This window comes from Rahnella sp. Larv3_ips (genome assembly GCF_003697865.1).
Taxonomy (GTDB): domain Bacteria; phylum Pseudomonadota; class Gammaproteobacteria; order Enterobacterales; family Enterobacteriaceae; genus Rahnella; species Rahnella rivi.
The window spans coordinates 595,158-609,449 of the sequence record NZ_MJIB01000005.1 but is presented as its reverse complement, the minus strand read 5'-3'; the positions used below and the strand labels follow the sequence as shown (position 1 = coordinate 609,449).

Below are 14,292 nucleotides of genomic sequence, written 5' to 3'. Positions count from 1 at the left end.
GGAAAGTATCAGATCCCCTGACCAGCCACAGGTCGGCGCTCAGCGAGGCTGACGGTTTACAGGTAACTCACTGAAAGCGAACTTTTGCTGTTTTTCAGCTTTTCCTGATAATCGCGCTGCACAATTTCCAGTGCGGCAAGGGCGGTTTCAGGGGCGATTTCATTGCACTCGAGCAGGTAAATCAGATCGACAGCAAGCTGAAGTTCGGGAGGCGCATTTTCTACTGACATATTGGCCAACATTATAATTAGCAGGTTTTGGACTTATCATTATAGATAACAAAAGGCCGGGTTAGCAGGCCGGATTAAAAAAATGTGATAAAGATTCAAAAACCTTTTTCCTGTCTTTCAATCTGGCGCTCGATTTTTGCCAGCGCCTGGCGGCAACGCATAAGCCGTCCCTCTAATGCCGCCAGCTCCTTTTGTACGCGCTGCTGATCGCTGAACGTCGACAGTTGTCCCAGCGTCGTTTCCCGGTCCTCAATCATCGCAATCAGCCGACGCTCAAACTGCTGTGTTTCCGCCAGTTTGGTGTAGTTATCATGACTTTTACGTTCAGGTGTCTGATGCGTTTTCCGCAGGGTCTGGGTGGCGAGTTCACGTTGCATGGCGGTGATTTGTGCCACCAGCCGCTCTGCGATAAAAGCCACCTGAGCGGAACGCTTTTCTGCCACTTCCTGATTCAGCTGACGCAAATTATTTTTGATTTCTGCCAGATAATCCCGCAGACGCGTGCCTTTGGTGGAAAAAAGGGCGATATCGAAGCGCGCCTGCGTGGCGGAGACATGGCCGATAGGTTCAATTTCCCGCGATAGTGTTTCGATCTGCTGATCAAGGACATGTAAAATTCGTTCTGTGCTCACGGGAAATCTCCATTGATAGTTCGCAAATATGACAGCTTTGCCGCGTCAGTTTACACTGGCCGGAGCAATACTTGCCGTGGTTTATCCGAATTAAAAGGAATTGAATGAAACGCGTACTACTGATTATCGCTGGCTGGATCTGCGTGGTGCTGGCGACGCTGGGTGTGGTGCTGCCATTACTGCCCACCACACCGTTTCTTTTGCTGGCCGCCTGGTGTTTTGCCCGCTCGTCGCCGCGTTTTCATCACTGGCTGCTGCACCGTTCATGGTTCGGTAGCTATCTGCGCCACTGGCAACAACATCGCGCATTGCCGAAAGGGGCAAAACCCAAAGCGGTTGCCCTGATTCTGGTCACTTTCGCCGTCTCGATATATTTCGTGCCGTTATTATGGGTGCGTATTTTATTGCTCTGCATGATGTTTATGCTGCTGTTTATGATGTGGCGATTACCAGTGGTTGACCTTGAGCAATAAAAAAGGCGATCATGTCCGGCTGCGGGTTGCTTTTTAAAGCGGCTTTGCATAGATTTGGGCATCTCGTACGTCGGTGCGCTCCCAATTTCCTTCCTTAGACGACATGCTTTTTACAGAGCATGACGGGGGACATTTGACCGCCCGCGTTTAAGTATGAACAGCAGCTATATCAGGCAATGACATTATGACCGCTACCGCACAGCAGCTTCAGTTTATTAAAGACAGTATTAAAACCATCCCTGACTACCCTAAGCCAGGCATACTGTTCCGCGACGTCACCAGCTTGCTGGAAGACCCGAAAGCGTACGCTGAAAGCATTAAATTACTGGCCGATCGTTACCGCGATGCTGGTGTCACCAAAGTGGTGGGCACCGAAGCACGTGGTTTCCTGTTTGGCGCCCCGGTGGCATTGGTTCTGGGCGTAGGCTTCGTGCCCGTGCGCAAACCGGGTAAATTACCGCGTGAAACCATCAGCGAAACCTACGATCTGGAATACGGCACTGACAGTCTGGAAATCCACGTGGATGCCATTCAGCCGGGCGAAAAAATTCTGGTGATCGACGATCTGCTGGCAACGGGTGGCACCATTGAAGCCACCGCGAAACTGATCCGCCGTCTGGGTGGGGAAGTGACCGATGCTGCTTTCATCATCAATCTGCCGGAACTGGGCGGTGAAAAACGCCTGAACTCCCTGAACATTCACTGTTACAGCCTGGTTTCTTTCGACGGGCATTGATTGATATAAACAGTTGATGTGAACTGGCCTCGCCGTTAACGCGAGGCCTTTTGCTTTCTGCGTTACTCTTTTCCGCTTTCTCCCGCCCAGACCACCATCACTTTATCGTCATCATGCTGACGGCTGAAGGCGTAATATTGCGCCGTCTGCTGCGATTTCTGTACCCCTGCGCCGACCGCCGGATGCCGCTCCCTGAATATGCCCAGCTTTTGCCAGTGCGTGAGCAGCGCCTGTTTCGCGCCGGTCAGTTCTTGCCAGTTCATGTCAGATCGCGTTCCCTGCAAAGGGTCCGAGCCCGTCGGGCCAGACTGTCGTCCGCTTTCATCGCCGTAAAAGATCTGCACCGCGCCGGGTGCCAGCAGGAGCACATCGGCAGCGCGTTGCTGCAAAGACAGAGATCCTTTGGCATCAGCCGCAAAAAACAGCCGGGTATCGTGGGATGAGAGATAGCTCAGCACATTAACATCCTGCATTTTTTCTGCCATCTGCTGATAAGTTGCATCGATATTGGCAAAACAGCTCAGCGCCGCCGCGGCCTGATCCTGAAAATCAAAGTTAATCATTGCGTCAAAGCCATTGTCGTAATAATCACTTTTCATTACGCCGTGACCCCAGGCTTCACCGGTCATCCAGAATGGCGTGTCGTCCAGCGCCTGGGAGGGATTGGCGGCTTTCCACTGTTTCAGCGCTTCGGCTGAGCGGGCTTTGAGTAAGGCCAGCGTCGGTTTTTCCACGTGTTTAGCGGTATCGACACGGAATCCGTCAATGCCGTAATCCCGCACCCACTGGCTGAGCCAGGTCACCAGATAATCACGCGGCGTTGCCCCCGGAATTTCACGGGCGGCGGTGTCTGGCTTGTTACGATAGAAAACGGGCAGGCCGCTGGCTTGTGTGGATTCGGTTTTGATATCCGGCAGGAACGCCAGCGACATGGTCAGATCGTCATAACCGGGTGAGTCATAATCGCCAATGTCGGTGCGGATCCATTTTTTGCCCCACCAGGTGCTCCAGCCGTCTTTGTCACTGAAATTGATGTCATCATTAAAACTGTGCCAGTTCTGGCCGGGGCCGGGTTTCCAGTCGGTCCAGTTTTTGCCGAGCGTTTTTTCGATGTCGTTGCCTTTCAGATATAACGAGCCGAAATGATAGGTTTGCATATCCGCCAGCGTGGCGTAACCGGTGTGATTGACCACCACGTCAAACAGAATGCGGATCCCGCGTTTGTGCGCCTCGCTGACCAGTTTTTGCAAGTCTTCGCCGGTGCCCATATTGGCGTCCAGTTTTGTCCAGTCGAGGGTGTAATAGCCGTGATAGGCATAATGCGGGAAATCGCCTTTGGTGCCGCCGCCGACCCAGCCGTGGATCTGCTCCAGCGGAGAACTGATCCACAGCGCGTTCACGCCCAGTTGTTGCATATAATCCAGCTTGCCGGTCAGCCCGGCCAGATCGCCGCCGTGGAAGGTGCCAATTTCCTGCATTCCGTCACTGTGACGGCCATAGCTGTGATCGTTATCCGGATTGCCGTTTTCGAATCTGTCGGTCAGCACGAAATAGACCGTGGCGTTTTTCCAGCTAAAGGCGGCGGGTTTTTTGTGCTCCGCAGATTCGAGCAACAGCAGGCCGCCGCTGGCCGGATCGGGTGTCATCGTGATGTGACCGCCGGTGACCTGTGCGGTCTGGCCGGAATAAAAGTCGCGCACCGTTTCGCCGTCGGCAAATGTGCCCGAGACATCGACGTTCAGCGGTTTGCCATCCCATCGCGGACAGGTTTTTGTCACGGCGGCGACACTTTCCTGCACCGTTTTCAGGCTCAGCTGAAGCGTGGGGGTGCCGCTGCGGGTATCAATCCGCACCTGATAATCCCCTGCGCGGAACTGTTTCCAGCTAACCGGCGCATTGTTTTCACAGGGTTGCAGCGACAGCATCTCGTTAAGCTTTACCGCGCCGGTGGGTTGCCAGCACTGATTATCCTGATGTAATTCCAGTGCGCGCTGACCTTTGGGTAGCGCGGCGTGGCTGATGAATATTCCGCTCACCGGTTCGGCAAACGTGGGGAACCCTTGCAGCGTCCAGCTGTGGGCAGCAGGGGAAACGAGCAGTAATAACGGCAGTGTCAGGCGTTTCATGGCTCTCCTTACGCGGGGCAGGAAGCATTATCGGAACAGAGGTGAATTGAGTGTAATCAGTGCACAAAATTTGCCCTCATCCCCTGACGCGAATTATCAGGAGGAGGACGAAGGCGGAGAAACTGCGGCGCGCTGCGCAAAAAGTAAAGTAATAGGAATGATGGCGACCCTGCTGGTACACTAAGAAGTGGCAGTCTGGCTCCGGCATCATTATGCTGAGTCCTCAGTCTCCGTTTCGCAGACCAGCGCAGAAAGACGGGTTAAACGATGTTTTTTCGTGTATCGTCAAATTATTCATTATAAATCAACGATGAAGTGTTAATGAGCTATCAGGTTCTTGCCCGTAAGTGGCGCCCCCAAACTTTTGCCGACGTCGTCGGACAGGAACATGTGCTGACCGCACTGGCTAATGGCCTGTCGCTCGGGCGCATCCATCACGCCTACCTGTTTTCCGGTACCCGTGGCGTGGGGAAAACCACCATTGCCCGTCTGCTGGCGAAAGGACTGAACTGCGAAACCGGCATCACCTCCACGCCATGCGGCGTGTGTGATAACTGCCGCGAGATCGAACAGGGCCGTTTTGTTGATCTGATCGAAATCGACGCCGCCTCCCGGACGAAAGTCGAAGATACCCGCGAATTACTGGATAACGTCCAGTACGCGCCGGCCCGTGGCCGCTTCAAAGTCTATCTGATTGACGAAGTTCACATGCTCTCGCGTCACAGCTTTAATGCGCTGTTGAAAACGCTGGAAGAGCCGCCCGCGCACGTCAAATTCCTGCTGGCGACGACCGATCCGCAGAAATTACCGGTCACGATTTTATCGCGTTGTTTGCAGTTCCATCTGAAAGCGCTGGATCCGGAACAAATCCGCAAACAGCTCGAAAACGTATTAACGCAGGAAACCATTGCCACTGAACCGCGCGCGCTTCAGCTGCTTTCCCGTGCTGCCGACGGCAGTATGCGTGATGCGCTGAGCCTGACCGATCAGGCCATCGCCATGGGGCAGGGCGCGGTGACCACCGAAACCGTGGCACAAATGCTCGGCACCCTCGACGATGAACAGCCACTGGCGATGCTGGAAGCGCTGGTCAGCGCCGATGGCGGTCAGATGATGGCGCAGGTCGAGCAAGCCGCGTCCCGTGGCGTGGACTGGGAAAATCTGCTGGTTGAAACGCTGGCGCTGCTGCACCGCATTGCCATGGTTCAGCTGTTGCCGTCAGTGCTCGATAATCATTACGCGGCGATTGAACAACGCCTGCGTGAACTGGCGCGTGTCATTCCGCCGGCTGACGTTCAGCTTTATTACCAGACCTTACTGATTGGCCGCAAAGAGCTGGCGTACGCGCCGGACAAACGCATGGGCGTTGAAATGACGCTGCTGCGCGCGCTGGCCTTCCATCCGAAGGTGATCATTGCTGAACCGGCTCCGCAACCGGCACCTGCTTACGTTGCGCCGCAACCTCACGCACCAGCACAGCATGCCGCGCCGCGCGCTGCAACACCGCAGCAGCCGTCGCCGCAGCAGGGCCACAATGATTCACCACCGCCGCACGGCAGCGCAGAACCGGCTTCGATGCCGGATTCCACCGCACAGCTGTTGCAGGCGCGAACACAATTACTCAGGCAGCAGGGGAGTACCACCCCAAAAAAAGCTGAGCCGGCAGCGCCAGGAAAAGCGCGGCCGGCAAACTCAGCACTGGAGCGCCTCGCTTCGGTGACTGAACGTGCGCAGACACAGGCCAGCGCGAAGAAAGAGCCCGCTGCGCCGGTCAAAGAAGAAGCGTACCGCTGGAAAGCGCTGACTGAGCCGGAAGAGTCCTCCGAGCCAGTGGCCACGCCGAAGGCCTTGCGAACGGCTCTTGAGCATGAAAAATCGCCGGAACTGGCTTCCCGTCTGGCAGAAGAAGCAATTGAACGTGATGAATGGGCGGCCGAAATCAGCCGTCTGACCATTCCGAAACTGGTTCAGCAACTGGCGCTGAATGCGTACCGGGAACAGCCGGAACCGGGCAAAATCTGCCTGCACCTGCGTTCTTCGCAAAAGCATCTGAATTCGCCGTCCGCGCAGAAAGTGCTGGCGGAGGCCTTATCGGCGCTGCATCAGACACCGGTTGAACTCACCGTGCTGGAAGATGATAATCTGGCGGTGAAAACGCCGCTTGAGTGGCGACAGGCCATTTATGAAGAAAAACTGGCGCAGGCGCGTCAGTCAATTATTGCGGATAACAACATTCAGACACTGCGCCGGTTCTTCGACGCAGAGCTTGATGAAGAAAGTATCCGCCCAATTTAAACGCCGCGATTGTGACGCGGCCATTGCTGAGAGAGAAGACTATGTTTGGAAAAGGCGGCATTGGTAACCTGATGAAACAGGCCCAGCAAATGCAGGAAAAAATGCAACAGGCTCAGGCGGAAATCGCTCTGCTGGAAGTCACCGGTGAATCAGGCGCTGGCCTGGTAAAAATCACCATCAACGGTGCGCATAATGTGCGTCGCGTTGAAATCGATCCAAGCCTGCTGGAAGACGATAAAGACATGCTGGAAGATTTGATCGCTGCGGCGTTCAACGATGCTGCACGTCGTATCGAAGAAACTCAGAAAGAAAAAATGGCAGCCGTGTCTGGCGGCATGCAGTTGCCACCAGGCTTTAAGATGCCGTTCTGATGCAAACCAGCCCTCTCCTTGAATCTTTAATGGAGGCGTTGCGTTGCCTGCCGGGCGTTGGTCCGAAGTCTGCGCAACGTATGGCATTTCAGCTGCTGCAACGCGATCGCAGCGGCGGAATGCGGCTGGCGCAGTCTTTAACGCGTGCGATGTCTGAAATCGGCCACTGTGCCGATTGCCGTACGTTCACCGAGCAGGAAATCTGTACGATTTGCGCCAATCCACGGCGTAAAGAAAACGGCCAGATTTGCGTGGTGGAAAGCCCGGCAGACATTCACGCGATAGAACAAACCGGTCAGTTCTCTGGTCGCTATTTTGTGCTGATGGGTCACCTGTCACCGCTTGATGGCATCGGGCCGGACGACATTGGTCTGGGCCGTATGGAAGAGCGTCTTGAAAGTGAAAACATTCAGGAAGTGATCCTTGCGACTAACCCGACGGTCGAAGGTGAAGCGACGGCCAACTACATCGCTGAAATGTGCGGCCAGTACGGCGTGCTGGCGAGCCGTATCGCGCACGGTGTGCCGGTCGGTGGCGAACTGGATATGGTGGACGGCACCACGCTGTCACATTCTCTCGCCGGACGTAATCCGTTCAAGTTCTGACTGTTATGGATCGGGCGCAGCACAGCGCGCCCGGTTTACTTTCTCCTGTCCTGCTGAATTTCTTCTAAATTATTTTGCCGCATGCTTGAAAACCCCCGTCCCTAACCCCACTTATTCCTCAACGTCTGATTTGGTCAATAACAGTATCTGGATTGAGGTAATTTGATGAGTATGAAAGGACAAGAGACACGCGGATTCCAGTCTGAAGTAAAACAACTTCTTCATCTGATGATCCATTCTCTGTATTCAAACAAAGAAATTTTCCTGCGTGAGTTAATCTCCAACGCTTCCGATGCGGCTGACAAACTGCGCTTTCGCGCGCTGTCCACGCCTGAGTTATATGAAGGCGATGGCGAACTGCACGTGCGTCTGGCGTTTGATAAAGAAAAACGCACCCTGACGCTGAGCGACAACGGTATCGGTATGAGCCGCGATGAAGTCATCGACAACCTCGGTACTATCGCCAAATCCGGCACCAAAGCTTTCCTGCAATCTGTCGGTTCTGAGCAGGCGAAAGACAGCCAGCTGATCGGCCAGTTTGGCGTCGGTTTCTACTCTGCCTTTATCGTGGCCGACAAAGTGACCGTGCGCACCCGTGCGGCCGGTGCCAGCGCTGACGAAGGCGTGTTCTGGGAATCTGCCGGTGAAGGTGAATATACCCTGGCGGATATCGAGAAAGCCGATCGCGGGACTGAAATCACCCTGCATCTGCGCGAAGATCAGGACGAATTCCTTGATGACTGGCGCGTGCGCTCCATCATCAGCAAATACTCTGACCATATTGCGTTGCCGGTTGAAGTTGAAACCCGTAACGAAGAAGACGGCACTGTCACCTGGGAACAAATCAACAAGGCACAGGCCCTGTGGACCCGTGGCAAGTCTGAAGTCACCGACGAAGAATACGTTGAGTTCTACAAACATATTTCCCATGACTTCAGTGATCCGCTGAGCTGGAGCCACAACCGCGTTGAAGGTAAGCAGGAATACACCAGCCTGCTGTACATCCCTTCACAGGCACCGTGGGATATGTGGAACCGCGATCACAAGCACGGCCTGAAACTGTATGTTCAGCGCGTGTTTATCATGGACGAAGCCGAGCAGTTCATGCCGAACTACCTGCGTTTCGTGCGTGGTCTGATAGATTCCAACGATCTGCCGCTGAACGTGTCCCGCGAAATTCTTCAGGACAGCCGCATTACTCAGAACCTGCGCAGTGCGCTGACCAAACGTGTTCTGCAAATGCTGGAAAAACTGGCGAAAGACGACAACGAAAAATACCTGCAATTCTGGAAACAGTTTGGTCTGGTATTGAAAGAAGGTCCGGCAGAAGACGGCGCGAACAAAGAAACCATCGCCAAACTGCTGCGTTTCGCCAGCACCCGCAACGACAGCAGTGAGCAGACTCTGTCGCTGGAAGAGTATGTGGCGGGCATGGTGGAAGGTCAGGACAAGATTTATTACATCACAGCCGACAGTTACGCCGCTGCGAAGAGCAGTCCGCATCTGGAACTGTTCCGTAAGAAAGGCATCGAAGTTCTGTTGCTGTCCGACCGCATCGACGAATGGATGATGAGCTATCTGACTGAGTTCGATGGCAAAGTCTTCCAGTCTGTCAGCAAGGCTGACGACACACTGGACAAACTGGCTGACGAAAGCGAAGAGCAGAAAGAAGCGGAAAAAGCGCTGGAGCCGTTCGTTGAGCGCGTGAAAACGCTGCTGGGTGAGCGTGTGAAAGAAGTGCGTCTGACGCACCGTCTGACCGATACGCCAGCCATTGTGACCACCGGTGCTGACGAGATGACCACGCAAATGGCCAAACTGTTTGCCGCTGCCGGTCAGGAAGCGCCTGAAGTGAAATACATCTTCGAGCTGAACCCTGAACATGCGCTGGTAAAACGTGCGTCTGATGTGGCTGACGAAGACCAGTTCAGTGAGTGGATCGAACTGTTGCTGGATCAGGCGCTGTTCGCAGAACGCGGCACGCTGGAAGATCCAAACCTGTTTATTCGCCGTATGAATACGCTGTTGCAGGCGTAATCTGCTGAAATAAAAGTGAAAAGGGCGTCGTGAAAACGAGGCCCTTTTTTTATGGTCGCCCCCTAATCTGCCGCGTTAACCCCAGTGCCCGTAGGGGTTGTTCCTTGAGCAAAAGCGCTCAGAATGGTATGGTTGACCGTTTTTCGAGATTCATAAAAATTACATGCAAGGGGATTTACGCAATGCGTATCATTCTGCTGGGCGCTCCGGGCGCAGGTAAGGGTACTCAGGCCCAATTCATCATGGAGAAATTTGGTATTCCTCAGATTTCTACCGGTGATATGTTGCGCGCCGCTGTGAAGGCCGGAAGTGAGCTCGGCAAGAAAGCAAAAGAGATTATGGACGCCGGTAAACTGGTGACGGACGAACTGGTTATCGCTCTGGTGAAAGAACGTATTCAGCAGGAAGATTGCCGTAACGGTTTCCTGTTAGACGGTTTCCCTCGCACCATTCCGCAGGCTGATGCCATGAAAGAAGCGGGCATCAATGTCGATTACGTGCTGGAATTCGACGTACCTGACGAACTGATTGTGGATCGCATCGTCGGTCGTCGCGTACATCCGGGCTCTGGCCGTGTGTATCACATCCAGTACAATCCGCCAAAAGTGGAAGGTAAAGACGATGTGACCGGCGAAGACCTGATCACCCGTAAAGACGATCAGGAAGAAACCGTGCGTAAACGCCTGGTGGAATACCATGAGCTGACTGAGCCACTGGTGTCCTACTACGGTAAAGAAGCAGAAGCAGGCAACACCCGCTACGTCAAAATTGACGGCACCCAGCAGGTTTCTGCCGTGCGTGACGAACTCGCGGCTATCTTAAGCTGATTCCCGCTGCACCGGTTCTGTTAACGGGGTGACTTAGGTCGCCCCGTTTGTTTTTACGCCATCCCCCGCCAGAAATAGTCACAATTCGCATTGATAGCCATTGCCGTTGTTCCGATCGCCTTTGTTTTCGTTACAATGACGTGCGCTTCTTCCTGAGCTACCGTAAACGGGAGCGCCCATGATTTTTCACTCTGGCTTCAACGCCATCAATTTAGGAAATTCAGCATGACGCAGACCAAATTCGGGGTTCTCCTGGTTAATCTCGGAACACCTGAAGCACCGACGCCTAAGGCCGTAAAAAAATACCTGGGTGAGTTTTTGAGTGATATCCGCGTCGTAGATACACCCCGCCTGCTCTGGTGGCCAATCCTGAATCTGGTGATTTTGCCTTTGCGTTCTCCGCGCGTATCCAAGCTGTACAAATCCGTGTGGATGGAAGAAGGCTCGCCGCTGATGGTTTTCAGCCGTCGACAGCAAAAAGCCCTGGCCGAGCGCTTGCCGGGTACGCCGGTTGAACTGGCGATGAGCTACGGCAAGCCGGGCATGAAAGATCCGATCGAAAAACTGCTGGCGCAGGGCGTGACCAAAATGGTGGTGCTGCCGCTGTATCCGCAATATTCCTGCTCCACCAGTGCCGCCGTTTTCGACGGCGTAGCGCGGGTGCTGAAATCACAGCGCCGTCTGCCTTCCCTGAGCTTTATTCGTGATTACGCCACCCATCCGGCCTACATCTCCGCGCTGAAAGCCAGTATCGAACGTTCTTTCGCGCAACATGGCGAACCGGACCGTCTGGTGTTGTCCTTCCACGGTATTCCAAAGCGTTTTGTGGCGGAAGGTGATGATTACGAACAGCGCTGCCGCGACACCGCGCAGGCGCTGACCGATGCGCTGCAACTGCCGACCGGCAAAATTATGCTGACTTTCCAGTCGCGCTTTGGCCGTGAACCGTGGCTGACGCCGTACACGGACGAAACCCTCAAAGGCCTTCCGGCTCAGGGCGTTAAGTCTATTCAGATTATCTGTCCCGGCTTCGCCTCGGATTGTCTGGAGACGCTGGAAGAGATCAAAGAAGAGAATCGTGAGATTTTTATGCATGCAGGCGGCGAGCGCTTCGAATATATTGACGCCTTAAACGACCAGCCGGAGCATATCGATCTGCTGCAACAACTGGTCACTCAGCACTTCTGATGGAAGGCTGAGCTTTTTGAATTTCCTGAGAACAAGCAATGAAATTTCCTGGTAAGCGTAAGTCAAAACACTATTTTCCGGTCAGCGCGCGTGACCCATTACTGCGTGATTCTATGCTGCAGGCGATGCAGCCGGAATCCGAGGGCGGGGCATCCTATATTGTTGGTATCGATCAGACGATGGTGGATATCGAAGCGCGCGTGGATGAAAGTTTTGTCGCCCGTTACGGTCTGACGCCCGGCGAGTCCAATATTCTTGATGATGACATGTCGGAAGCGCTTTACCAGGAACTGATGGCAAACGCGCTGATTACGCATCAGTTTGCAGGCGGCACTGTGGGCAATACGCTGCACAACTATTCCGTGCTGGCCGATGACCGCTCGGTTCTGCTGGGGGTGATGTGTAACAACGTCAGAATCGGTGATTACGCCTACCGCTACCTGTGCAACACCTCAAGTCGTGTAGATCTTAACTTCCTGCAGGGCGTCGATGGCGCGATCGGCCGATGCTTTACGCTCATCAGCGACACCGGCGAACGTACGTTTGCCATCAGTCCGGGCAAGATGAACGGACTGAAAGCCGAAAGCGTACCGGAAGACGTCATCGCCGGCGCCTCCGCGCTGCTGTTGACCTCATACCTGTTACGCAGCAAACCCGGTGAGCCTATTCCGCAAGCCACCATGCAGGCGATTGAGTACGCGAAAAAATATCATGTGCCGGTGGTATTAACGCTCGGCACGCAATATGTGATTGCAGATGATCCGCAGGCATGGCGCGATTTTCTGCGCGATCATGTCTCGATTCTGGCGATGAACGAAGATGAAGGATTTGCACTGACCGGCATGAAAGATCCGCTGATGGCCGCCGATAAGGCGCTGGACTGGGTCGATCTGGTGTTGTGTACCGCCGGGCCGAACGGCCTGTTTATGGCGAGTTATACCGAAGAAGCGTTCAAACGTACCACGCAGCATCCCCTGCTGCCGGGGGCGATTGCCGAATTTAACCAATACGAATTCAGCCGTGCGATGCGCCGTGAATGTTGTGAGCAACCGCTGAAGATTTATTCCCACATCGCGCCCTACATGGGCGGCCCGGAAAAAATCATGAATACCAACGGGGCAGGCGATGGCGCATTATCGGCGCTGTTGCATGACATTGCGGCGAACGGTTTTCACCGCACGTCTGTTCCCAATTCCAGCAAGCATTCGCGCGAGTATCTGACCTATTCCTCGCTGGCACAGGTGTGTAAATACGCCAACCGTGTGAGTTATCAGGTGCTTAACCAGCATTCACCGCGTCTGACGCGTGGCCTGCCGGAACGTGAGGACAGTCTGGAAGAGAGTTACTGGGAACGCTGAGCGAAGCGGGCGGGGTGACCCCCGTCCGGCTTTCTGATTATCCTGCCTGCACCTGATTACGGCCTGACGTTTTGGCGCGATACAGCGCGTCATCCACACGTTTAAACAGGCTGGTAAAATCTTCACCCGCTTCGTACTGCGCCACGCCCACGCTGACTGTCAGCGCAGGCATTTCCGGCTGCGATAACTGCTGCACTCTTTCACGCAGGGCTTCGGCAACGATCATCGCGCCTTCCAGAGGCGTCAGCGGCAGCAAAATCAGGAACTCCTCACCGCCCCAGCGGAAGACCGTATCGCTTTCGCGGATCCCGGTTTCCAGCGTTCTGGCCAGCATCACCAGCGCATCATCGCCTTTGTTATGCCCGTACTGATCGTTGATCGTTTTGAAATGATCGGCGTCCACCAGCATCAGGCTGAAATTGTGTGTCCGCTGCGGATTTTGCGTGCGCGCATTCTCCACCAGCTGCATGAACTGACGACGGTTACCCAGCCCGGTGAGCGGATCACGAAGCGCTGCATGTTCCAGTTCCTGCTCAAGCCGTTTTTGCTCAGTGATGTCATGAATGATGCACAACATCAGCCGTACCGCGTTCAGCTCCACCGGCCCGGCATAGGTCTGGACGTGACGCAAATTGCCGTCCGCCAGTTTATGCACGAACGTCAGCGGCTTGTGCCCGCCGGGCAGTCGGGCAATTTCATGCATCACCGGCAGTACGTCCAGCCCCATCGCATTGATTTCCCAGGTGTGTTTCATGCAGATTTCGTCACGCGTATAGCCATAAAAACGGGTGGCGGCCTGATTGGCATCGACAATCTGCCCATTATTGGCGGGATCGATTAACAACATCGGGGCGCTGTTGGTCTGAAAGAAACGCTCATAGAAACCACTTTCATCGCGGCGATAGCGTGTGTTGCTGGGAACGGGTACCGGAACATTGGCGGCGGACGTGTGGGCACCTTCGAACACAATGGCATATTCACTGCCATCAAGCGGTATCGAGGATAAGCGGCAGGTCAGCGGAAATGCGCGGCCTTCTTTGTGGATCGTCCAGATTTCGACAATCTGATCGCCCTTTGCCAGATTTGGCAAATAAGCATCGAGAGACTGGTGAGAATGAACGGAAAACTGGCCGTTACGCAGCGGCCCCAGCAGGCTGTTGCCTGCCAGCTTTCTGGCAGCGATATTGGCAAAAAGGATGTGCTGACTTTGCGCCGAAACAACCCAGATCGGCGTACTCAATATGTTTAACGTTTCCAGATGGGGTAACGACATTGCGACGACCGATCAATATTTGGCGTAACCACAGAATACCGCGAAATGATCTGATTTGGCGTTTTTTATGTTACAGAGATAAAAGGGAAAAAAACGGGCAACAAAAAGGGCGCAGCCGCAGGACTGCACCCCTGATTCATT

The 14,292-nt window shown here is 54.3% G+C and carries 13 protein-coding genes and 1 other annotated feature; of the genes, 9 read left to right on the top strand and 4 right to left on the bottom strand.

The window, feature by feature from the left end:
• Nucleotides 1–56: 56 nt before the first annotated feature.
• Together rsmS and priC are read right to left on the bottom strand one after the other, a co-directional pair.
• Nucleotides 57–230 (bottom strand): pleiotropic regulatory protein RsmS, encoded by a 174-nt coding sequence (gene rsmS, locus ED901_RS11720; RefSeq protein WP_072158052.1) that lies wholly within the window; start codon nucleotides 228–230, stop codon nucleotides 57–59.
• A gap of 95 nt (nucleotides 231–325) precedes the next feature.
• Nucleotides 326–862 carry a primosomal replication protein PriC gene (priC, locus tag ED901_RS11715; protein ID WP_056771173.1) on the bottom strand — a complete coding sequence of 179 codons (537 nt, stop codon included), beginning with the start codon at nucleotides 860–862 and terminating at the stop codon, nucleotides 326–328.
• A gap of 104 nt (nucleotides 863–966) precedes the next feature.
• On the opposite strand from priC, the gene ED901_RS11710 reads away from it, so the two are divergent.
• Nucleotides 967–1,335 carry a DUF454 family protein gene (locus tag ED901_RS11710; RefSeq protein WP_122095994.1) on the top strand — a complete coding sequence of 123 codons (369 nt, stop codon included), beginning with the start codon at nucleotides 967–969 and terminating at the stop codon, nucleotides 1,333–1,335.
• A 184-nt stretch (nucleotides 1,336–1,519) separates the two neighbouring features.
• On the top strand, nucleotides 1,520–2,071 hold the full coding sequence (gene apt, locus ED901_RS11705; protein ID WP_056771179.1) for an adenine phosphoribosyltransferase: 552 nt from the start codon (nucleotides 1,520–1,522) through the stop codon (nucleotides 2,069–2,071).
• A gap of 62 nt (nucleotides 2,072–2,133) precedes the next feature.
• Here the strand turns inward: apt and ED901_RS11700 are convergent, their stop codons facing one another.
• Nucleotides 2,134–4,197 carry an alpha-amylase gene (locus ED901_RS11700; protein WP_122095993.1) on the bottom strand — a complete coding sequence of 688 codons (2,064 nt, stop codon included), beginning with the start codon at nucleotides 4,195–4,197 and terminating at the stop codon, nucleotides 2,134–2,136.
• A gap of 321 nt (nucleotides 4,198–4,518) precedes the next feature.
• On the opposite strand from ED901_RS11700, the gene dnaX reads away from it, so the two are divergent.
• The 7 genes from dnaX to ED901_RS11660 all read left to right on the top strand — a co-directional run bounded on the left by dnaX (nucleotide 4,519) and on the right by ED901_RS11660 (nucleotide 12,878).
• Complete coding sequence (gene dnaX / locus ED901_RS11690) at nucleotides 4,519–6,492, top strand: DNA polymerase III subunit gamma/tau (protein ID WP_122095992.1); 1,974 nt, start codon at nucleotides 4,519–4,521, stop codon at nucleotides 6,490–6,492.
• Nucleotides 5,825–5,889 (top strand) — a sequence feature (DnaX frameshifting element). (Overlaps the previous gene by 65 nt.)
• Nucleotides 6,493–6,533: 41 nt before the next feature.
• Nucleotides 6,534–6,863, top strand: coding sequence for a YbaB/EbfC family nucleoid-associated protein (locus ED901_RS11685; protein WP_056771195.1), 330 nt, complete (start codon nucleotides 6,534–6,536; stop codon nucleotides 6,861–6,863).
• A complete protein-coding gene (gene recR, locus ED901_RS11680) occupies nucleotides 6,863–7,468 on the top strand; it encodes a recombination mediator RecR (RefSeq protein ID WP_056771197.1) in 606 nt (201 codons plus the stop codon). The genes ED901_RS11685 and recR overlap by 1 nt, the downstream gene beginning before the upstream one ends.
• Nucleotides 7,469–7,639: 171 nt before the next feature.
• A complete protein-coding gene (htpG, locus tag ED901_RS11675; RefSeq protein ID WP_056771993.1) occupies nucleotides 7,640–9,505 on the top strand; it encodes a molecular chaperone HtpG in 1,866 nt (621 codons plus the stop codon).
• A 182-nt stretch (nucleotides 9,506–9,687) separates the two neighbouring features.
• Nucleotides 9,688–10,332: an adenylate kinase gene (gene adk / locus ED901_RS11670; RefSeq protein WP_122095990.1), complete on the top strand. Its 645-nt coding sequence runs from the start codon at nucleotides 9,688–9,690 to the stop codon at nucleotides 10,330–10,332.
• Nucleotides 10,333–10,557: 225 nt separating this feature from the next.
• Nucleotides 10,558–11,520, top strand: a complete 963-nt coding sequence (gene hemH / locus ED901_RS11665) for a ferrochelatase (protein ID WP_056771203.1) — start codon at nucleotides 10,558–10,560, stop codon at nucleotides 11,518–11,520.
• Between the two features lie 38 nt (nucleotides 11,521–11,558).
• Nucleotides 11,559–12,878 (top strand): inosine/guanosine kinase, encoded by a 1,320-nt coding sequence (locus ED901_RS11660; RefSeq protein WP_056771206.1) that lies wholly within the window; start codon nucleotides 11,559–11,561, stop codon nucleotides 12,876–12,878.
• A 37-nt stretch (nucleotides 12,879–12,915) separates the two neighbouring features.
• Here the strand turns inward: ED901_RS11660 and ED901_RS11655 are convergent, their stop codons facing one another.
• The gene (locus tag ED901_RS11655; protein ID WP_122095989.1) at nucleotides 12,916–14,151 is read right to left on the bottom strand and encodes a sensor domain-containing diguanylate cyclase; all 1,236 of its coding nucleotides are present in this window, start codon (nucleotides 14,149–14,151) and stop codon (nucleotides 12,916–12,918) included.
• Between the last annotated feature and the right edge of the window lie 141 nt (nucleotides 14,152–14,292).